Origin of the sequence: Oceanobacillus timonensis (assembly GCF_900166635.1) — a bacterium.
Classification (GTDB): Bacteria; Bacillota; Bacilli; order Bacillales; family Amphibacillaceae; genus Oceanobacillus; species Oceanobacillus timonensis.
Window position 1 is genome coordinate 537,998 of the sequence record NZ_LT800497.1, and the last position, 18,912, is coordinate 556,909.

An 18,912-nucleotide genomic window follows, 5' to 3' on the forward strand; every position below is an offset into this window, starting at 1 on the left:
GGGGTGAAATGGTATGAGCATTAATGCTGAAGAAATTAGTACGCTGATAAAAAAGCAAATTGAAAATTTTGATTCAGACATAGAAGTGACTGATGTTGGAACAGTTATTGAAGTCGGAGACGGGATTGCACGTGCACACGGACTTGATAACGCAATGGCAGGAGAGCTGCTTGAATTTCCTAACGGAGTGATGGGCTTAGCTCAAAACTTAGAGGAAAGCAATGTAGGTATTGTTATTCTCGGCCCTTTTGAAGGGATTAAAGAAGGGGATGAAGTACGCCGGACCGGCCGCATCATGCAAGTACCGGTTGGAGAGGAACTATTAGGACGCGTGGTGAATCCACTGGGTCAGCCAATTGATGGACAAGGTGCGATTGAAACATCCAATACGCGTCCGATTGAAGCGCCGGCACCAGGCGTAATGGATCGGAAATCCGTTGATGAGCCATTGCAAACTGGACTAAAAGCGATTGACGCGCTTGTACCGATTGGCCGTGGACAACGTGAGTTAATCATTGGTGACCGTCAAACAGGGAAAACAACGGTTGCAGTGGATACGATTTTGAATCAGGGCGATCAAGATATGATTTGTATTTACGTCGCAATTGGCCAAAAAGAATCTACTGTTCGTTCTACTGTAGAAACATTCCGTAAGAACGGAGCATTGGATTATACGATTGTGGTCACTGCAGGCGCATCCGACCCGGCTCCATTACTATACTTATCGCCGTATGCCGGAGTGGCTATGGGTGAAGAGTTTATGTATAACGGCAAACACGTCCTTGTTGTGTATGATGATTTATCCAAACAAGCGGTTGCTTATCGTGAACTTTCCTTATTACTTCGCCGCCCGCCAGGCCGTGAAGCATTCCCGGGAGATGTATTCTACTTACATTCCCGTTTATTAGAGCGTGCAGCAAAACTAAGTGATGCAAAAGGCGGCGGTTCCTTGACAGCCTTGCCTTTCGTTGAAACACAGGCAGGCGATATCTCAGCGTATATCCCGACTAACGTTATTTCCATTACAGACGGTCAGATTTTCTTACAATCCGACTTGTTTTTCTCCGGAGTACGTCCGGCGATTAACCCGGGTCTGTCCGTATCGCGTGTCGGCGGTTCTGCGCAGATTAAGGCCATGAAAAAAGTTGCGGGTACACTGCGTCTTGACTTGGCATCGTTCCGTGAGCTGGAAGCATTCTCCCAATTCGGCTCTGATTTGGATAAAGCAACGCAAGCAAAACTGAACCGTGGGCAACGCACAGTAGAAATACTAAAGCAGGGACTTCATAAACCAATGCCGGTTGAAAAACAGGTAGCTTCTATTTACGCCTTAACAAGAGGATTCTTAGATGACATTCCTGTGGAAGATGTCCTGCGCTTTGAAGAAGAAATGGGTATCTGGCTGGAACATAATCAAAATGATCTGTTAACCAGTATCCGTGACACAGGAAAACTCCCAGATGAAGAAGAATTCAGCGGAGCAATTGAAAGCTTTAAGAAAACATTCTTACCATCTGATAAATAAGATGTCTTGTAACTCAAAATAAAATGGGCCGATAAATGCGAAGTTCGGCCCGCATTCCTTATAGGAAAGTGTGGTGAAAAGCTTGGCATCACTTAGAGAATTAAAAGGAAGAATTGATTCTACAAAGAAAACAAAACAAATCACCGGAGCAATGGAACTTGTATCTGCATCTAAAATGTCTAAAGCAGAACAAAATGCGAAAGGGTTCGTTCCTTATGCAGAAAAACTGCAGGAAGTTGTCAGCAGTATCGCAAGTTCCACATCAGATTCCAATCATCCGATGCTAAATAAACGGGAAGTAAAGAAAACAGGCTATCTGATTGTTACTTCCGACCGTGGTTTGGTAGGGGCTTATAATAGTCATATCTTACGAAGTCTAATGAGTAAGATTGATGCAAATCATTCTTCCAAAGATGAATACACCATCATTGTTATTGGAAGAAAAGGGTATGATTTCTGTCGCAAACGTGGACTTCCAGTTGCACAGAGTATTATAGGTATATCCGATCATCCTGCATTTGCAGATGTGAAAAACCTTGCTTCCGAAGCGGTACAAATGTATGCAAATGAGGAAATTGATGAGCTTCATGTGATTTATAATCATTATGTCAGCGCGATTTCTCAAGTAGTTACAGATAAGCAGCTTTTACCCATCGAGAATATAGAAGGGCAAACTGGTGCAACTTCTGACTATGAGTTTGAGCCGAACCAGGAGGAAATTCTGGAAGTGCTTTTACCTCAATATGCAGAAAGTCTGATTTTTGAAGCACTACTTGACGGAAAAGCAAGTGAGCATGCTGCAAGTATGACAGCGATGCGCAGTGCAACAGATAATGCAAATGAATTAATCGATGATCTAGAACTATCATATAACCGTGCACGCCAGGCAGCTATTACGCAGGAAATTACTGAGATTGTCGGCGGCGTTGCAGCACTTGAATAGGTAGATAAGTTAAGTTAGGAGGGGAACAGATGACGAAAGGACGCGTAACACAGCTGATGGGGCCAGTCGTTGACGTACGTTTTGAAGATGGCGAGCTTCCTGCTGTAAATAATGCACTAGTCGTACACAATAAACAATCAGGTGAAGATTTAACATTAGAAGTAGCGCTTCATCTTGGTGATCATAGTGTCCGTGCCATTGCGATGTCCTCAACAGATGGTTTCCAGCGTGGAACAGAGGTAGAAGATTCAGGTCAACCAATTTCTGTCCCTGTTGGAGATATTACATTAGGACGCGTATTTAACGTTTTAGGTGAAAAAATTGATTTAGATGAGCCGTTGCCAGAAGGTATCCGTTTAGATCCGATTCATCGTCAGGCGCCGGACTTTGAAAGTCTTTCTACGGAAACAGAGATTTTGGAAACCGGGATTAAAGTGGTTGACTTGCTTGCACCCTATACCAAAGGCGGAAAAATCGGTCTCTTTGGTGGTGCCGGTGTAGGTAAGACCGTATTAATTCAGGAATTAATCAATAATATCGCGCAGGAACACGGTGGTATTTCTGTATTCGCGGGTGTTGGAGAGCGAACTCGTGAAGGAAATGACCTTTATTATGAAATGAGTGATTCTGGCGTTATTTCCAAAACAGCGATGGTATTCGGACAAATGAACGAGCCGCCGGGTGCACGTATGCGTGTAGCATTAACCGGATTAACAATGGCAGAATATTTCCGTGATGAACAAGGACAGGACGTATTGTTATTTATTGATAATATTTTCCGTTTTACACAAGCTGGTATGGAGGTATCCGCACTTCTAGGACGTATGCCATCAGCCGTTGGTTATCAACCGACACTAGCAACGGAAATGGGCCAACTACAGGAACGTATTACAACAACCGATAAAGGTTCTGTAACGTCTATTCAGGCTATCTATGTTCCTGCGGATGACTATACCGATCCGGCGCCGGCAACGGCATTCGCTCACTTGGATGCAACAACGAACTTAGATCGTAAACTTTCTGAGCAAGGTATCTACCCTGCTGTGGATCCGTTGGCATCTACTTCTCGTGCGCTGGACCCGGTAATAGTAGGAGAAGAACATTACAAAGTTGCGACAGAAGTGCAGCAGACGCTTCAAAAATATCGTGAATTGCAGGATATTATTGCAATCCTTGGTATGGATGAACTGAGTGATGAGGACAAACTGGTTGTTTCTCGTGCACGCCGTATCCAATTCTTCTTATCACAAAACTTCCACGTTGCTGAGCAGTTCACTGGGCAGCCTGGTTCGTATGTTCCGGTAAAAGAAACGATTCAAGGTTTTAAAGAAATCCTTGAAGGGAAATATGATGACCTTCCAGAGGATGCCTTCCGTCTTGTCGGACGTATCGAAGAAGTCGTAGAGAAAGCAAAAGTTTCGGAATAATAGACAGCTGGGAATGATGCATGTCAATAGAATCTTTCATGTATGGATCTGTTATATGCGTCATTCATATCCGCTTTTTAGCCAGTTGTAGGAGGGGTAAACATTGAGTACATTAGAAGTAAGTGTCGTCACTCCTGAAGGTCCGATTCTGGAGGATAGCTTTGATATGGTTGTCTGTAAAGCGGATACTGGAGAAATTGGTATCCTGCCTAAGCATATTCCGCTTGTTTCTCCGTTACAAATAAGTATTGCCCGCTTGAAAAAAGCAGATGATACAGTGGAAGTTGCCATCAGCGGAGGTTTTATGGAAGTACAACCGGATAAAGTTACTATCCTGGCACAGTCCGCTGAAACTGCTAATCATATCGACGTTCTGCGTGCAAGAGAAGCCAAAGACCGTGCAGAGAAACGACTTCAGGATAAAAGCGATACAGTTGACAGGTACCGTGCTGAACATGCATTGAAACGGGCAGTTAATCGTCTGGAAATCGCAAATTCATAAGAAAACCATTTGAAATAACCCCCTGGTCCCATTCACGTCGGATGGATAGGGGGTTATGTTATTTCTGAAGTGATACAGATACCCGGCTAAAAAAATGGAAGAAAAATGTTATCATTTCCCGGGAAATGTTTGAAAGTAACATATCATTCGGCAATATATGTTGAAAATTGTATTCAGAAAGGAGATTGCCATGTTCTCAGCAGCCCAATTAGCGGTAATTAGTATTTTCTCCCATCTCATGTTTATTTACCTGACATGGAAAGTAGTTACGGCTATCCGCATTGAAACGATATTTAAAAAAGGAAGATCAGCAGAAGCCAGAGTTTTTCTTCTGTTCATTACCATTATGATTGGTACAGGTGTAAGCAGATTCTTCCTGGATATACTACAATGGTCTGGAGATTTAATGTACCTTTTTTCATCGATACACGTATGGATATAAAACCTTCTGTCAAAACTGAGATTAATAGATTTGACAGGAGGTTTTTTCATGTTTTATAGATTCTTTTCCCGTTCCCATTTCCCGGTGACACAAAAATCAACACCCCATCATGTACTTTCTGAACCGGCTCAAAGAAACAGACAGATCTTTTTCGTATTACTTATTCTCTGCTTTATTATCAACCAGGCTTTCAGTCAACCTTATCAGAAAGATGAGATGCAAGATCTAGGTACATTTGCAGAAGAGCATGATCTTCCTATCCATTTCTGGGATGTGACAATGAAAGAACAAATGGAAACAGCCCAGGCAGAGCAGCTTATTCAGGATTTGAAAGCGCAGTACCCGGTCCAGGAGGAAGAGAATGAAAACGGCATGAAATATGCTTTTAAGAGTAGTCACAAGGAAGCTCCTTTTGACGTATTATATAATGTGATTCTTCCTTTAGATAAAAGCAATCCGGCAGAAGTGATTATTGTTCTGCATGGAGAAGACTGGGATAAACAGATAAGCCAAAAGTATGAAAAAGAAAAACAAGCTATACAAGAGAAATATTTAACAAAAGGTTCACAAGTATATACTTGTCTATCTGTACAAGGTAGTGATATAATTAATCATGATGAATTTTTAAATATAGCAAAAACGTATTTCAATATAAAGCATATATCGACTAATAATGACAATTTAAAAAATTCCAGGATTGAAAAAAGTACATACGGGTATACAAAAACATGGGAACAATTTTATTTCATGGAAAATGACCCAAAAAATGTGCAAGTCACTACTGTTGCTGATCGTCATGGGGAAAAGAGTTTTATGATAGGAACACCTATCTTGATACATGAATATTAATATTAGGGAAATTAGATTCTGAAGGGGATTTATGACATGGAAAAAATCATCGTTGGTGGCGGACAGAAGTTGGAAGGCACTGTGCGTGTTGAAGGTGCTAAAAACGCTGTCCTGCCTGTACTTGCCGCTAGCTTAATTGCTAGTGAAGGAAAGAGTGTTATCAAAGAAGTACCAGTATTAGCAGATGTATATACAATTAATGAAGTACTCCGCAACTTAAATGCCGATGTGGAATTTGATTCGAAAGAAAAAGCTGTAATGATTGATGCTTCTGCCAGGTTGGAAACAGAAGCTCCATTCGAATATGTAAGAAAAATGCGTGCATCCGTGCTTGTTCTGGGACCGTTATTAGCCCGCTATGGACACGCAAAGGTTGCTATGCCTGGAGGATGTGCCATTGGTTCACGTCCGATTGACTTGCACTTAAAAGGTTTCGAAGCAATGGGAGCTGAAATTCACGTAGGTAATGGATTTGTAGAAGCAACATCACATGGCCGTTTGCAAGGTGCGAAAATTTATTTAGATATGCCAAGTGTAGGAGCTACAGAAAACATCATGATGGCTGCTGCTTTAGCAGAAGGCAAAACCATTATTGAAAATGCTGCTAAAGAGCCTGAAATTGTTGATTTAGCTAACTATTTAAATAAAATGGGCGCAAAAATCGTTGGGGCCGGTACAGAAACAATCCGGATTAACGGTGTGGAAAAACTTCATGGAGCAGAACATAATATGATTCCGGATCGTATTGAAGCAGGAACCTTTATGGTTGCAGCGGCAATTACAAATGGAAACATATTAATCGAAAATGCTGTACGTGAACATCTAAGTTCGGTAGTTTCAAAATTAGAGGAAATGAACGTACAAGTGCTTGATGAAGATGGCGGCCTTCGGGTTATTGGTTCTGATGCCATTGAATCTACAGATATCAAGACATTACCGCACCCCGGTTTCCCAACAGATATGCAGTCACAAATGATGGCATTGATGTTATGTGCTAAAGGAACAAGTGTTATAACTGAAACAGTATTTGAGAATCGCTTTATGCATGTTGAAGAATTCCGCCGCATGAATGCGAATATTAAAATTGAAGGCCGTAGCGTTATTATTGAAGGTCTTTCTAAACTGCAAGGTGCGGAAGTAGCGGCAACGGATTTACGTGCTGCAGCAGCATTAATTTTAGCTGGTCTGGTCAGTGAAGGCCATACCCGCGTAACAGAGTTAAAACATTTAGATCGCGGATATGTAGATATTGTCATTAAACTAGCTAATCTTGGCGCCGACATAAAACGCGTTGATGAAAATGGTGTCGTTCTTCAGCCACTAGGTGTGGAAGAAAATGTCGAATTAAATGAATATATCACTGAATAATTTTATACTACTCTATTAAAAAGATGTACCTGATTGCAGGTGCATCTTTTTTTGTTTATCCAAGCAAAAGCTTTTTCTGCTTCGTCGGAAGCAATGAAAAAGAATCTGTTAACGCGCATAGGTATAAAGGATGGTTTTTAGATAAGCGGATAAACAAAAGAAGCTGGATAAGCTGTCATGTTTACATAGCATTCCATTCGTTTTTCGAAATAAAAAGTTTTAAAAAGAACAGTAGTGTGTATGTATGCCTTTCCAAAATTTCTCTTTTCACTTTCTATAAAACGTGATATATTTAAGAAAATTACTAATATTACAATTGGGTGATGAAAATGAAACTATATATGTCCGTTGATATGGAAGGCATTACTGGATTGCCGGATACCACTTTTGTGGATCGGAGCATGCAAAATTATGAAAGAGCCCGAAAAATAATGACAGATGAAGCGAATTACGTTATCCAAGCTGCGTTTGATTACGGAGCGGAAGAAGTTCTGGTGAATGATAGTCATTCCAAGATGAATAATTTACTTATTGATGACATTCATCCGGATGCATTGCTGATAACGGGAGAAGTCAAGCCCTTTTCCATGATGCAAGGACTAAATAATACATATAGCGGTGCTTTCTTTGTAGGTTATCATGCCAGAGCCGGACAGCGCGGGGTGATGTCACATTCCATGGTACATGCTGTCCGCAACTTCTATATAGATGATCATTGTATCGGGGAGATGGGAATGAATGCATATCTTGCCGGGTATTACGACGTACCTGTTTTGTTGGCAGCAGGAGATGACCAAGCTGCGGCAGAAGCAGAAAAATTAATACCTCATGTAACTACTGCCATTGTGAAAGAGACGATTTCCAGGTCATCAGTCAAGAGCCTAACACCTAAAAAGGCGGGTCAACTGCTTGCGGAAAAAGTAAAATTGGCTCTGGATAACCGTCATCTTATAAAACCATTAATACCTCCTGAAAATCCGGAGCTGACCATTGAATTCAATAACAGCGGACAGGCAGAATGGGCCAATTTAATGCCTGGAACGATATGGATTCCCGGCACAACCAAAGTTCGTTTTCAAGCCAAAGATATGAAAGAAGCCTACCAAGCGATGCTGGTAATGACAGAATTAGCAGTACAAACAACATTCACTTAACAATGCAATCATCCATAATGCATCCAAAAAAACAAATGTAATTATCTATAATAATAAGCCTTTTATTTGTAACCAGGCAGCACAAAAAATAAATAAAACACCTCCAGCAGTATCTTATTTACCTGAGCCATTCTCTATTAAGCTTACTGATATGCTTTTAAAGTGACACTTATGACATGAAAAATGCGTTCAACACCAAAATCTATAGTTGATATTATTTCATAAATAAGCAAATGAAATGAGCGAGCGAAGGCAAACACGGAGACCTCTATGGGAAAGCGTAGTGTTTTTCCGTAGCGGTTGCTACCATCAAAATATAGCTAATTTCCCCCCTCATCGTTTTTGGTGAAGATACGAAAAATGAAAAGATAAAGAGGTGAAACATATGCTGAAGTATATTTTAAAACGATTACTCATTATGATTATCACACTCTGGGTCATTATTACACTTACTTTTGTATTAATGGTAAATATACCTGGTTCTCCTTTCAACACCGACCAATCTTCCAATGAAACCGTACAGGCCAACCTGGAAGCGCACTATAATTTAGACCAGCCTTATTACATACAATATTTACTCTACATTAAATCCATCGTCACATTTGAATTTGGACCATCTATTAAACAACCGAATCAGACAGTAAATGATCTGTTATCACGCGGATTTCCAATTTCTTTTGAGTTGGGGATTATTACCATAGCCCTAGCAATCGTTTCCGGTGTACTGGTTGGAATTATTGCTGCACTCCGGCATAACGGCTTTTTGGACTATTTGACGATGGGCATCGCTGTATTGGGTATCTCCATACCAAACTTTATTTTAGCAACCATTCTTATTCAGCAGTTGGCAGTAAATTTGGACATATTTCCGACGGCAACATGGAGAAGCCCGTCTCACATGGTACTTCCGGTACTGGCGCTGGCAACAGGGCCAATGGCAATTATTGCCCGGCTGACACGTTCGACAATGCTGGAGGTCTTGACGCAGGACTACATTAAAATGGCAAAAGCAAAGGGACTGTCTCCATGGAAAGTTGTTTTCAAGCACGCACTCCGAAATGCACTTATGCCTGTTGTTACGATTATGGGGACCCTCTTTGCCGGGATTTTGACTGGGACTTTTGTTATTGAGCAAATTTTTGCCATCCCGGGAATGGGAAGATACTTTGTCGAAAGTATTAACCAGCGTGATTACCCGGTTATTATGGGCACGACGGTTTTTTACAGCGCCTTCTTAATTATCATGCTTTTTCTAGTGGATATCATTTACGGCATCCTTGATCCACGGATTAAAATGCAGCAGAAAGGGGGCAAATAAAGATGAAATCAGAGAAAGAAATGGAGCATCCCACATCCCCCTCCAATATACCGGATGAATGGTTTTCTTGGAAAGAACGGGATACAGAGAAAATGGAAGAAGTATCCCGTCCATCTTTATCCTATTGGCAGGATGCATGGCGGCGGTTGATGAAGAATAAGATGGCTATGCTTGGACTGATTTTTTTAGTATTACTTACAGTGATGGCAATTATTGGCCCGATGATTTCCCCGTATGAAGTGAATAGACAGAGTCTGCCGGATCAATTTCAGCCGCCTTCGATGGATCATTGGTTTGGAACAGATAACGCCGGAAGAGATGTGTTTACGCGTACATGGTATGGTGCCCGTATTTCCCTGTTTGTCGGTTTAGTAGCTGCTTTAATTGATGTAACGATTGGCATTATTTGGGGAGGAATCTCCGGTTATAAGGGCGGCCGGACAGACAATGTCATGATGCGAATGATTGAAGTGTTATACGGATTGCCTTACTTGTTAGTTGTTATTTTACTTTTAGTTGTGCTCGGACCGAGTCTCGGTACGATTATCCTGGCGCTAACGATTACCGGCTGGGTTGGGATGGCCCGAATTGTACGGGGGCAGGTACTGCAAATAAAAAACTATGAATTTGTGCTTGCTTCCAAGTCCTTTGGGACGAAAACATCCCGGATTATCCGGAAAAATCTGCTGCCGAATACAATGGGGCCGATTATTGTACAAATGACATTAACCGTGCCAACCGCCATTTTCGCGGAAGCATTTCTGAGTTTTATCGGTCTTGGCATCCAGGCACCGTTTGCGAGCTGGGGTGTGATGGCAAACGATTCATTAGGCGCTATATTATCCGGAAACTGGTGGACTCTATTCTTTCCTGCTTTCTTTATCTCTTTTACCATGTTTGCTTTTAATGTTCTGGGAGATGGACTGCAGGATGCACTGGATCCGAAATTAAGAAAGTAGGTGGGCAACTTGGAAAGAATACTCGAAGTAAACGACTTACATGTGACATTTACAACGTATGGGGGAACCGTCCAAGCTGTTCGGGGTGTCAACTTTCACTTGGATAAAGGAGAAACATTGGCCATTGTCGGTGAATCTGGATGCGGGAAAAGTGTTACTTCCAATGCGATTATGGGACTGATTCCAAATCCGCCGGGAAAAATTGCGGCGGGCTCGATTATTTTTAAAGGACAGGATGTAACCGCGTGTTCTGAGAAGACAATGCGTTCCATTCGCGGCGTGGATATTTCCATGATTTTTCAAGACCCGATGACAGCGCTGAATCCAACCTTAACGATTGGGACTCAGTTGATGGAAGGGTTGAAAGAACATAAGAAAATAACAGGTGCACAGGCAAAATCGAAAGCAGTGGAAATGATGGAACTGGTAGGTATTCCAAATCCGGAGGAACGCTTAAAACAATATCCGCATCAATTTAGCGGAGGGATGCGGCAGCGGATCGTGATTGCGATTGCTTTGATTTGTGATCCGGATTTACTAATCGCAGACGAGCCAACGACGGCACTGGATGTGACTATTCAAGCTCAAGTTTTGGAGTTATTTGCAACCATCCAGGAGCGGACTGGAGTTTCGATTATTTTGATTACCCATGATCTAGGTGTTGTCGCCAAGATTGCCGACCGCATTGTAGTGATGTATGCCGGGAAAATTATTGAATCCGGGAGCAAACGGGAAATATTCTATCAACCAAAGCATCCATATACACAAGGACTGCTCCATTCTGTTCCCAGACTGGATGCCAAAGAAACATTAAAACCGATTGCCGGTACACCACCTGATTTATTCTCACCTCCAAAGGGATGCCCGTTTACAGCGCGATGTCCTTTTGCGATGGAGGTGTGTGATAAAGTTTACCCCGCTCCGGAAAAAATCAGTGCCACACATCACGTGGATTGCTGGTTGCAAGATGAGCGGGCCAAGCGGCTTTTAGCTGCTGAAAGTTTACAAACTTAAAAAGGGGGCAATACAATGCGTAACAAAAAGCTTTTATGGATGTTGCTGCTGGCACTGCTAACGGCATTGATTCTCGCAGCGTGTACGGCGAATGAAGATGCCGGGGAAGCGCCGGAAGAAGATACCGGCGCAGCAGAAGATGACGGCGGGGAGGATGGAGCTGCAGAAGAAACACCAGACCTGGATGGGAAGACCTTATATATTAATAATGGGCAGGAACCAACTTCATTTGATCCATCCGTAGGGTTCGATCAGGTATCCTGGGATCCTTTGAATAACCTGATGGAAGGATTAACGCGTTTAGATGAGAATTCAGAAGCAGCGGAAGGCGTAGCAGAAAGCTGGGATATTTCTGATGATCAATTGACTTATACGTTTCATTTACGTGAAGATGCCAACTGGTCCAATGGAGATCCAGTCGTTGCGGAAGACTTTGTCTACGCCTGGAAGCATATGCTGGACCCTGAAACAGCATCATCCGCAGCATTTTTAGCTTATTATATTGAAGGCGGAGAAGAATATAATAATGGGGACGGATCCGCAGATGATGTGAACGTCACGGCCGTGGATGATAAAACCTTGGAGGTCGTTTTAAAACAGCCGACGGGATTCTTCTTGGATTTGCTTACGAACCCGGCATTTTTCCCAATCAATCATCAGGTTGCTGAGGAAACATCTGATTGGTATGCAGACGCAGACACGTTTGTAGCGAATGGTCCATTTATGCTGGATTCCTGGGAGCATGACACGGAAATGATTTTCGACAAAAACCCGGAATATTGGGATGCAGATGCGGTGAATTTAGATCATGTTCATGTCTCGATGGTGAACAACACGAATACACAATATCAAATGTTTGAAACCGGGGAGTTAGATTTAGCTGGAGATGCTGTAGGTATCCCTCCAGAGATGTCAGATGAATTGATTGAGGGAGATAATGTATATATTGGCGAAAATGGCGGACTGGAATTCTATCGTTTTAATGTAACAGAAGAACCATTCCAGAACAAGAAAATCAGACAGGCGTTTTCCTACGCGATTAATCGGGATGATATTGCAGAATACGTTGTAAAACAGGGGGTGGAGCCGGCATATGGTTTTGTATCACCAGGTTTTACAACACCGGATGGAAGTGATTTCCGCGATGAGAATGGGGACTTGGCTGCCTTTGATCCGGAACAGGCACAGAAATTGCTGGAAGAAGGGATGCAGGAAGAAGGCTACGATGAACTGCCTCCAGTTGTTTTAACATATAGCACCGATGATACCAATCAGGCAGTCGCAGAAACCATGCAGGATATGTTCAGCGAGCATTTAGGTGTCGATGTAACGCTGGAAAATCAGGAGTGGAATGTGTTTGCGGATGCGCAGCAAAACCTGGAATTACTGTTCTCCAGAAGCTCTTTTCTCAATGATTATAGTGACCCTGTCAACTTCTTGGAAAGCTTTGTATCAGACTCTTATATGAACCGTACCGGATTTGAAAGCGAGGAATATGATGAGCTGATTCAAAACGGGAAAAGCGAAACCGATGAGGAACAGCGTTATGAATATCTCTATGAGGCAGAAAGAATGTTGGCCGATGAAATGATTGCTACACCAATCCGTTACTATAATCAAGTTGTTTTAGAAGCAGATGGCGTAGAAGGAGTCCTGCGTCATCCAGTAGGTTACTTTGATTTGAAATACGCAGATAAGACAGAGTAAGAAAAAACAAGATAGGCTCCTATCCAAGCGAGCCTATCTCTGTTTTTAAAAGGAGGTCGTATACATGCTTTCTAACCGTCTGAAGCCTGGAGACACAATTGGAATGATTGCTCCAGCAGGCCCGGTTGATAAACAAAAGCTGGAAAAATCATTTGCTTTTTTTGAAAAGATGGGACTGAAGATAAAACTGGGCGCACATATTTATGAGCAATACGGTTATTTAGCAGGAAAAGATACGAATCGTCTGGCAGATTTTCATCAAATGGTTGCTGACAGGAACGTCAAAGCGATTATTTTTGCAAAAGGCGGCTATGGAACAGGACGCTTCGTGGATAAAATAGATATGGAATTAATCAAAAAGAATCCGAAAATTATTTGGGGATACAGCGATATTACATGTTTACATACAGCTATTCGTCAGGAAACCGGTTTGGTTACATTCCATGGTCCAATGCCGGTATCAGATATTATTAAAAATGATTTTGATCCAGTATCTGCTCAATTGTTTAAGCAATTATTTGAGCCGACAAATTTAATTTATTCCGAAAGTATTTCTCCGCTTACGGTGTATAGAGAAGGAGAAGCGTCCGGAAAAATAGTGGGCGGAAATCTGTCACTCCTTGTACAGACACTTGGAACACCTTATGAAATTGGTACCAAGGATAAATTGCTGTTCATAGAAGATATTGGCGAGGAGCCGTATCGAGTCGACGGGATGATGAATCAGCTGCGTTTAGCCGGAAAACTGAAAGATGCTGCCGGAATCATCATTGGTGATTTTGCAGAAGCGGAACCGGAACGCCAGCCTTCCTTGCGTTTAGAAGATATTTGGAAGCATTATGTCAGAAATTATAAAAAGCCGGTCATTGCAGGATTTCGAATTGGACATTGCTTCCCGCATTTTTCGATTCCTTTAGGCGTGAAAGCAACGTTATCCAGCAGGACGAAAACACTTCAGCTGTCACCGGGAGTCCGATGATTTGCTGCTATCAGAAAGGGAGATTCGTATGAAAGTAGTTGACGTCACACTTTATCATAGTTCCATCCCTTTACACACCCCTTTTAAAACAGCGTTGCGGACGGTGACTGTCGCTGAAAGTGTGATGGTAAAAATAACTTGTGATAATGGTATCAGCGGCTGGGGAGAGGCGCCGCCGACACATGTGATTACAGGAGACAGTCTGGCAAGTATTCGTTATGCAGTGGATACCATCCTCCGCCCTGTTTTAATAGGTGCAGATTTATTTGCCTATGCCAGTATCTTTGAGCAAATAGAGAAAGTGATAGTGCGTAATACGAGTGCTAAAGCTGCCGTGGATATGGCGATATACGATTGTCTGGCACAAGCAGCAAAGCAGCCTTTATATCGATTTTTGGGCGGTTACCGCTCCCGTATAGAAAATGATTATACAGTCAGTGTGAATGATATCGCCCAAATGCAGAAGGATGCTAAGGTATATCAAGCAAACGGATTCCGGATTTTAAAAGTAAAAGTGGGTAAAGACACAGCTGAAAAAGACATAGAACGGGTTGCGGCTGTCAGAAAAGCAGCTGGGGAAGATGTTCTGATCCGGCTGGATGCCAACCAGGGCTGGACAGCGAAAGCAGCTGTGCATGCAATTACACAAATGGAAGAGATGGGACTACAGATTGAATTGGTCGAACAGCCTGTTGCGGCACATGATATCAAAGGTCTCAAGTACATTACGGACCATACAGCGACCCCGATTATGGCCGATGAAGCGGTATTTTCGCCGCAAGATGCCCGACGTGTGTTGGAGACAGGTGCAGCAGATATGATAAATATTAAATTAATGAAGGCCGGTGGAATCTATCAAGCGGTAAAAATCGCCAATCTTGCACAAAACTTTGGGGTTTCTTGCATGGTAGGAAGCATGATAGAGACAAAACTGGGCATTACAGCGGCAGCCCATTTCGCAGCCAGCCATCCTGCCGTGACACGTTTTGATTTTGATGCGCCGCTAATGCTGTCCGACGACATATTAGAAGGCGGCATTCATTATGAAGGAAACGGGAACCAAATCACCTTCCCGAATCAACCCGGCCTCGGAATCACATCGGTCAACGAATCCTATTTGCACGTCATTGATAAGGAAAGGAGCGGATAAGATGCAGGAAATGTTTGAGAAACTGCCAGAAAAATTTCATGTAACGAACGTGCAGGTGGCAACCATTTGGACGAATCCACAAGCTCCCAGGCCGGAAGACGAGAAGGGTATCTCGAAACCGACTGATATTTTACATTGGATAACCAGCTTGACCTATGAACAAGCGCTGGCACTATGTGATGAAAATTTAGTGCAGTCGCAGACATTATATGGAGAACCGGTAATTGTGCTTGAGGAATCAGAAGAGTGGGCACAGATTATTGCTCCCTTTCAGGCATCGAAAAAAGATACAAGAGGATATCCAGGATATATCCCTATCAAACAGCTGGCTCCTGTGACAAAGAAGGAATGGCTTCAGCATCAATATAGTGTTGTGATAACAGATGATGCTTGGCTGGAAGAACCGGAAAAAGGCAAAACCATGCAGCTGAGCTACTTAACAATCCTCCCTTATACAGGCGAAAATGACACGCATGTTTATGTGCAGACACCGTCCGGCCGGCAACAAATCGCCAAAGAAAAAACAGCTGTTGTTTCCGGTGAAGCCGGATTTGCTCCCGGAAGCGGGACCGATATTGTTACGGCAATGCTTCCGTTCATCGGGCTGGATTACTTCTGGGGCGGTATGAGTTCCTTTGGTTATGACTGTTCCGGTCTGGCTTATGCAGCACATAAAGCAAATGGTTACTGGATCGCCCGGGATGCAGGAGACCAGGCAGCTGCGGGAAAAGAGATTGCTATAGATACGATAGAGCCGGGAGATTTACTTTTCTTTGCTTATCAGGAAGGGAAAGGGACGATTCACCATGTAGGTATCTATCAAGGAGAAGGAAAAATGCTCCATTCTCCGCAAACCGGAAAAGGAGTGGAAATCACACCTTTACAAGGAACCAAGTATGAAAAAGAGTTATGCGCAGCCAGAAGGTACTGGAGGTGAAAAATTGGAAGATAAAGTACTGGAAGTAAAAAAACTGATGAAATATTTTGATGTCGGCAAAAAAGGTTATTTAAAAGCAGTTCATGATGTATCTTTTCACGTTTATAAAGGGGAAACGTATGGACTGGTAGGAGAATCCGGCTGCGGCAAATCCACTATTGGCCGTACAATTCTCGGGTTATATGATAAAACTAGTGGAGATGTCTGGTTTAACGATGAAAATGTCCATGAACAAAACGAAAAAGAACAATTTGCGTTGTACCGGAAAATGCAGATGATTTTTCAAGATCCATATGCTTCTTTGAATCCGCGCTCCACAATCAAAGAAATCATCTCGGAACCATTAGAGGTACACGGTATATTTAAGAAGAAAAAAGATCAGATGAACCGTGTGTATGAACTATTAGAAGAGGTTGGATTGAGCCGGGATCATGTAAACCGTTATCCGCATGAATTCAGCGGTGGCCAGCGTCAACGAATCGGTATTGCCAGAGCGCTGGCGCTGGATCCGGAGTTTATCATTGCGGATGAGCCTATCTCTGCATTGGATGTATCTGTACAGGCACAGGTAGTGAATTTGATGAAGCGGCTGCAAAAAGAAAAAGGGCTGACATTCCTGTTTATTGCTCATGATTTATCGATGGTAAAGCAATTTTCAGACCGGATTGGAGTAATGTATTTAGGAAATCTGGTAGAAGAAACAAGCGGCGAATCACTCTATGAAAATCCGTTACATCCATATACAAAAGCCCTGCTATCAGCCATCCCCATTCCGGATCCGGATTTGGAAGAAAAGAGGGAGCGGATTATTTTAGAAGGCGAATTACCAAGCCCGATGAACCCGCCCTCCGGCTGTGTATTTCGGACAAGATGTCCGATGGCCATGGACATATGCAAAGACGTGAAACCGGTGTGGCAAGAGATGGAACCCGGACATCGTGTTGCCTGCCACCTCTATGATGAAAATTATAACGACAGTCCGACAACGGGACCCCAGCGGACGGAAGAATTGGTTGAAGAAGAAATACAATCATAAAGATGAAAAACCATAGAGCGTTTTCAACATGCGTATCTGTGGTTTTTTGATGGCTGAAGCTGAAAAAGATTCGGATGCATAACGTTCTCCTCATATTTTTTTCTTAAGAAAAGGTCTAAATTGCCGCTAAAATGTATAGATTTAATAGTAGGCATGATAGATAGACAGTTTTAAGAAAAGGAGGAGGAACGTGCGTAATCAAAAATATAAATATAAAAACGCAGCCATTCATAAAAAAATGAAGCAATTAAAGCAGAAAAACAGAGTACCTAACCAATCTTTGCAGAAAATCGTACCTATTTCCAATCGAAAATCAGCATATTATAAAAATCAGCGCCCATCTCCTTGGAAGCAGATGATAATAGGTTTTTTTGCGACGATGATTATTTTTATTCTTGCTGTTCCGGCAATGGTAGTACAAATTTCTAAAACAGATAATCCAATCAGTGCGGGGACAGAAGTGGTGAACAATGTAGAAGAAGCAGAAGGCTCTGAGGAAACAAAGGAAGAAAATGAAACAGATGGATCAGAGGGATCAGAGGGATCAGATGGAGAAGAAGATAAGTCGTCAGAGACAGAGACAGCTTCTGGTGAGGAAGCGGTAGAAGTCGGGACTTCGCCATTTGATATTTCTGTTATGCGTGTCAGTAATGAGGAAGTGGAAAATATCCCGGTAGAGCAATATGTAGCCGGTGTTGTATCCTCGGAAATGCCGTCCGAATTTGAAATGGAGGCATTAAAAGCCCAGGCAGTTGCTGCGAGGACATTTACGGTTAACTTTTTATTAAATGGAGAGAAAAATGATAACTATGATTTAACGGATACAACGCAGCATCAAGTATATAAAAGTGAACAAGAATTGCAAGAACAATGGGGACCAGAATATCATGAAAAAATGAACAAAATCAATCAAGCTGTGAAAGAAACCGAGGGGCAGATTATTACCTATGATAGCGACCCGATAACAGCTTCTTTCTTCTCCACAAGTAATGGTTATACGGAAAACTCGGAAGATTATTGGGAAGGGGAAGTGGCATATCTGCGCAGCGTAGAAAGCCCATGGGACGAAGAATCACCAGAATTTTCCATGCAAACAACATTAACGGTAGCAGAAGTATCCGAAGCTTTAGAAATTCCACTTCAGGATGATAAGGAAATACCAATGGAAGTCAGCCATACAGACAGCGGCAGAGTAGCAGAAATAACCGTAGCCGGAAATGCATTTACCGGTCCGGAATTTCGCGATAAATTGGGTTTAAGATCGAGTGACTTTACCATTGAACAGAGTGATGGTCATCTGATTTTTACAACACAAGGTTTTGGGCACGGTGTCGGCATGAGCCAATTCGGTGCAAACGGCATGGCCGCAGAAGGAAAAGACTATAATGAAATTATTCACCATTACTATACCGATGTAGAAATCAGCCAAATAGGTGAAATAGCACCAGCCCTCGTTTCTAACTAAACGGGGGTTTTTGCGTGGGCTAATGATTGAAATGCAACGGTCAGGTAAATATTTTGCACGTCTTTTCAAATGAGAGAAAGACGTAGTAGTTAATATAGAGCAAATCGTGCAGCATAGTGCATTAGGCGAAAAAAAGC

The 18,912-nt window shown here is 42.5% G+C and carries 17 protein-coding genes; all 17 read left to right on the forward strand.

The window, feature by feature from the left end; genetic code table 11:
• Positions 1-13: 13 nt before the first annotated feature.
• Positions 14-1,525 (forward strand): F0F1 ATP synthase subunit alpha, encoded by a 1,512-nt coding sequence (gene atpA, locus B7E05_RS02955; RefSeq protein WP_080872376.1) that lies wholly within the window; start codon positions 14-16, stop codon positions 1,523-1,525.
• 82 nt (positions 1,526-1,607) lie between these two features.
• Positions 1,608-2,468 (forward strand): ATP synthase F1 subunit gamma, encoded by an 861-nt coding sequence (gene atpG / locus B7E05_RS02960; RefSeq protein WP_080876195.1) that lies wholly within the window; start codon positions 1,608-1,610, stop codon positions 2,466-2,468.
• A gap of 29 nt (positions 2,469-2,497) precedes the next feature.
• Positions 2,498-3,895, forward strand: a complete 1,398-nt coding sequence (atpD, locus tag B7E05_RS02965) for a F0F1 ATP synthase subunit beta (protein WP_080872377.1) — start codon at positions 2,498-2,500, stop codon at positions 3,893-3,895.
• A 103-nt stretch (positions 3,896-3,998) separates the two neighbouring features.
• Positions 3,999-4,397, forward strand: a complete 399-nt coding sequence (locus B7E05_RS02970) for a F0F1 ATP synthase subunit epsilon (protein WP_080872379.1) — start codon at positions 3,999-4,001, stop codon at positions 4,395-4,397.
• A 190-nt stretch (positions 4,398-4,587) separates the two neighbouring features.
• Positions 4,588-4,839: a DUF1146 family protein gene (locus tag B7E05_RS02975; protein ID WP_080872380.1), complete on the forward strand. Its 252-nt coding sequence runs from the start codon at positions 4,588-4,590 to the stop codon at positions 4,837-4,839.
• Positions 4,840-4,887: 48 nt separating this feature from the next.
• Entirely contained in the window at positions 4,888-5,688 is an 801-nt protein-coding gene (locus tag B7E05_RS02980; RefSeq protein WP_080872382.1) for a YwmB family TATA-box binding protein, read from the forward strand.
• A 36-nt stretch (positions 5,689-5,724) separates the two neighbouring features.
• Positions 5,725-7,056, forward strand: a complete 1,332-nt coding sequence (murA, locus tag B7E05_RS02985; protein WP_080872384.1) for a UDP-N-acetylglucosamine 1-carboxyvinyltransferase — start codon at positions 5,725-5,727, stop codon at positions 7,054-7,056.
• Between the two features lie 329 nt (positions 7,057-7,385).
• Positions 7,386-8,210, forward strand: a complete 825-nt coding sequence (locus tag B7E05_RS02990) for a M55 family metallopeptidase (RefSeq protein WP_080872386.1) — start codon at positions 7,386-7,388, stop codon at positions 8,208-8,210.
• Between the two features lie 385 nt (positions 8,211-8,595).
• Positions 8,596-9,528, forward strand: coding sequence for an ABC transporter permease (locus B7E05_RS02995; RefSeq protein WP_080872388.1), 933 nt, complete (start codon positions 8,596-8,598; stop codon positions 9,526-9,528).
• A gap of 2 nt (positions 9,529-9,530) precedes the next feature.
• Entirely contained in the window at positions 9,531-10,487 is a 957-nt protein-coding gene (locus tag B7E05_RS03000) for an ABC transporter permease (protein ID WP_080872390.1), read from the forward strand.
• Between the two features lie 9 nt (positions 10,488-10,496).
• Positions 10,497-11,501, forward strand: a complete 1,005-nt coding sequence (locus B7E05_RS03005) for an ABC transporter ATP-binding protein (protein ID WP_080872392.1) — start codon at positions 10,497-10,499, stop codon at positions 11,499-11,501.
• 15 nt (positions 11,502-11,516) lie between these two features.
• Positions 11,517-13,208, forward strand: a complete 1,692-nt coding sequence (locus tag B7E05_RS03010) for a peptide ABC transporter substrate-binding protein (protein ID WP_080872394.1) — start codon at positions 11,517-11,519, stop codon at positions 13,206-13,208.
• 64 nt (positions 13,209-13,272) lie between these two features.
• On the forward strand, positions 13,273-14,187 hold the full coding sequence (locus B7E05_RS03015; RefSeq protein ID WP_080872397.1) for a S66 peptidase family protein: 915 nt from the start codon (positions 13,273-13,275) through the stop codon (positions 14,185-14,187).
• A gap of 28 nt (positions 14,188-14,215) precedes the next feature.
• The gene (locus B7E05_RS03020; protein ID WP_080876196.1) at positions 14,216-15,337 is read left to right on the forward strand and encodes a dipeptide epimerase; all 1,122 of its coding nucleotides are present in this window, start codon (positions 14,216-14,218) and stop codon (positions 15,335-15,337) included.
• Between the two features lies 1 nt (position 15,338).
• Positions 15,339-16,274, forward strand: coding sequence for a C40 family peptidase (locus B7E05_RS03025; RefSeq protein WP_080872399.1), 936 nt, complete (start codon positions 15,339-15,341; stop codon positions 16,272-16,274).
• 37 nt (positions 16,275-16,311) lie between these two features.
• Entirely contained in the window at positions 16,312-17,310 is a 999-nt protein-coding gene (locus B7E05_RS03030) for an ABC transporter ATP-binding protein (RefSeq protein ID WP_425435104.1), read from the forward strand.
• Positions 17,311-17,500: 190 nt separating this feature from the next.
• Positions 17,501-18,775, forward strand: coding sequence for a stage II sporulation protein D (spoIID, locus tag B7E05_RS03035; RefSeq protein ID WP_245832933.1), 1,275 nt, complete (start codon positions 17,501-17,503; stop codon positions 18,773-18,775).
• Positions 18,776-18,912: the final 137 nt, after the last annotated feature.

Excerpts from the sequence above, each read along its gene's own strand:
- atpA (WP_080872376.1), top strand. The coding sequence starts at position 14 with ATGAGCATTAATGCTGAAGAAATTAGTACGCTGATAAAAAAGCAAATT.
- atpD (WP_080872377.1), top strand. The coding sequence starts at position 2,498 with ATGACGAAAGGACGCGTAACACAGCTGATGGGGCCAGTCGTTGACGTA.
- B7E05_RS02975 (WP_080872380.1), top strand. The coding sequence starts at position 4,588 with ATGTTCTCAGCAGCCCAATTAGCGGTAATTAGTATTTTCTCCCATCTC.
- B7E05_RS02980 (WP_080872382.1), top strand. The coding sequence starts at position 4,888 with ATGTTTTATAGATTCTTTTCCCGTTCCCATTTCCCGGTGACACAAAAA.
- murA (WP_080872384.1), top strand. The coding sequence starts at position 5,725 with ATGGAAAAAATCATCGTTGGTGGCGGACAGAAGTTGGAAGGCACTGTG.
- B7E05_RS02990 (WP_080872386.1), top strand. The coding sequence starts at position 7,386 with ATGAAACTATATATGTCCGTTGATATGGAAGGCATTACTGGATTGCCG.
- B7E05_RS02995 (WP_080872388.1), top strand. The coding sequence starts at position 8,596 with ATGCTGAAGTATATTTTAAAACGATTACTCATTATGATTATCACACTC.
- B7E05_RS03000 (WP_080872390.1), top strand. The coding sequence starts at position 9,531 with ATGAAATCAGAGAAAGAAATGGAGCATCCCACATCCCCCTCCAATATA.
- B7E05_RS03010 (WP_080872394.1), top strand. The coding sequence starts at position 11,517 with ATGCGTAACAAAAAGCTTTTATGGATGTTGCTGCTGGCACTGCTAACG.
- B7E05_RS03015 (WP_080872397.1), top strand. The coding sequence starts at position 13,273 with ATGCTTTCTAACCGTCTGAAGCCTGGAGACACAATTGGAATGATTGCT.
- B7E05_RS03020 (WP_080876196.1), top strand. The coding sequence starts at position 14,216 with ATGAAAGTAGTTGACGTCACACTTTATCATAGTTCCATCCCTTTACAC.
- B7E05_RS03025 (WP_080872399.1), top strand. The coding sequence starts at position 15,339 with ATGCAGGAAATGTTTGAGAAACTGCCAGAAAAATTTCATGTAACGAAC.
- B7E05_RS03030 (WP_425435104.1), top strand. The coding sequence starts at position 16,312 with ATGAAATATTTTGATGTCGGCAAAAAAGGTTATTTAAAAGCAGTTCAT.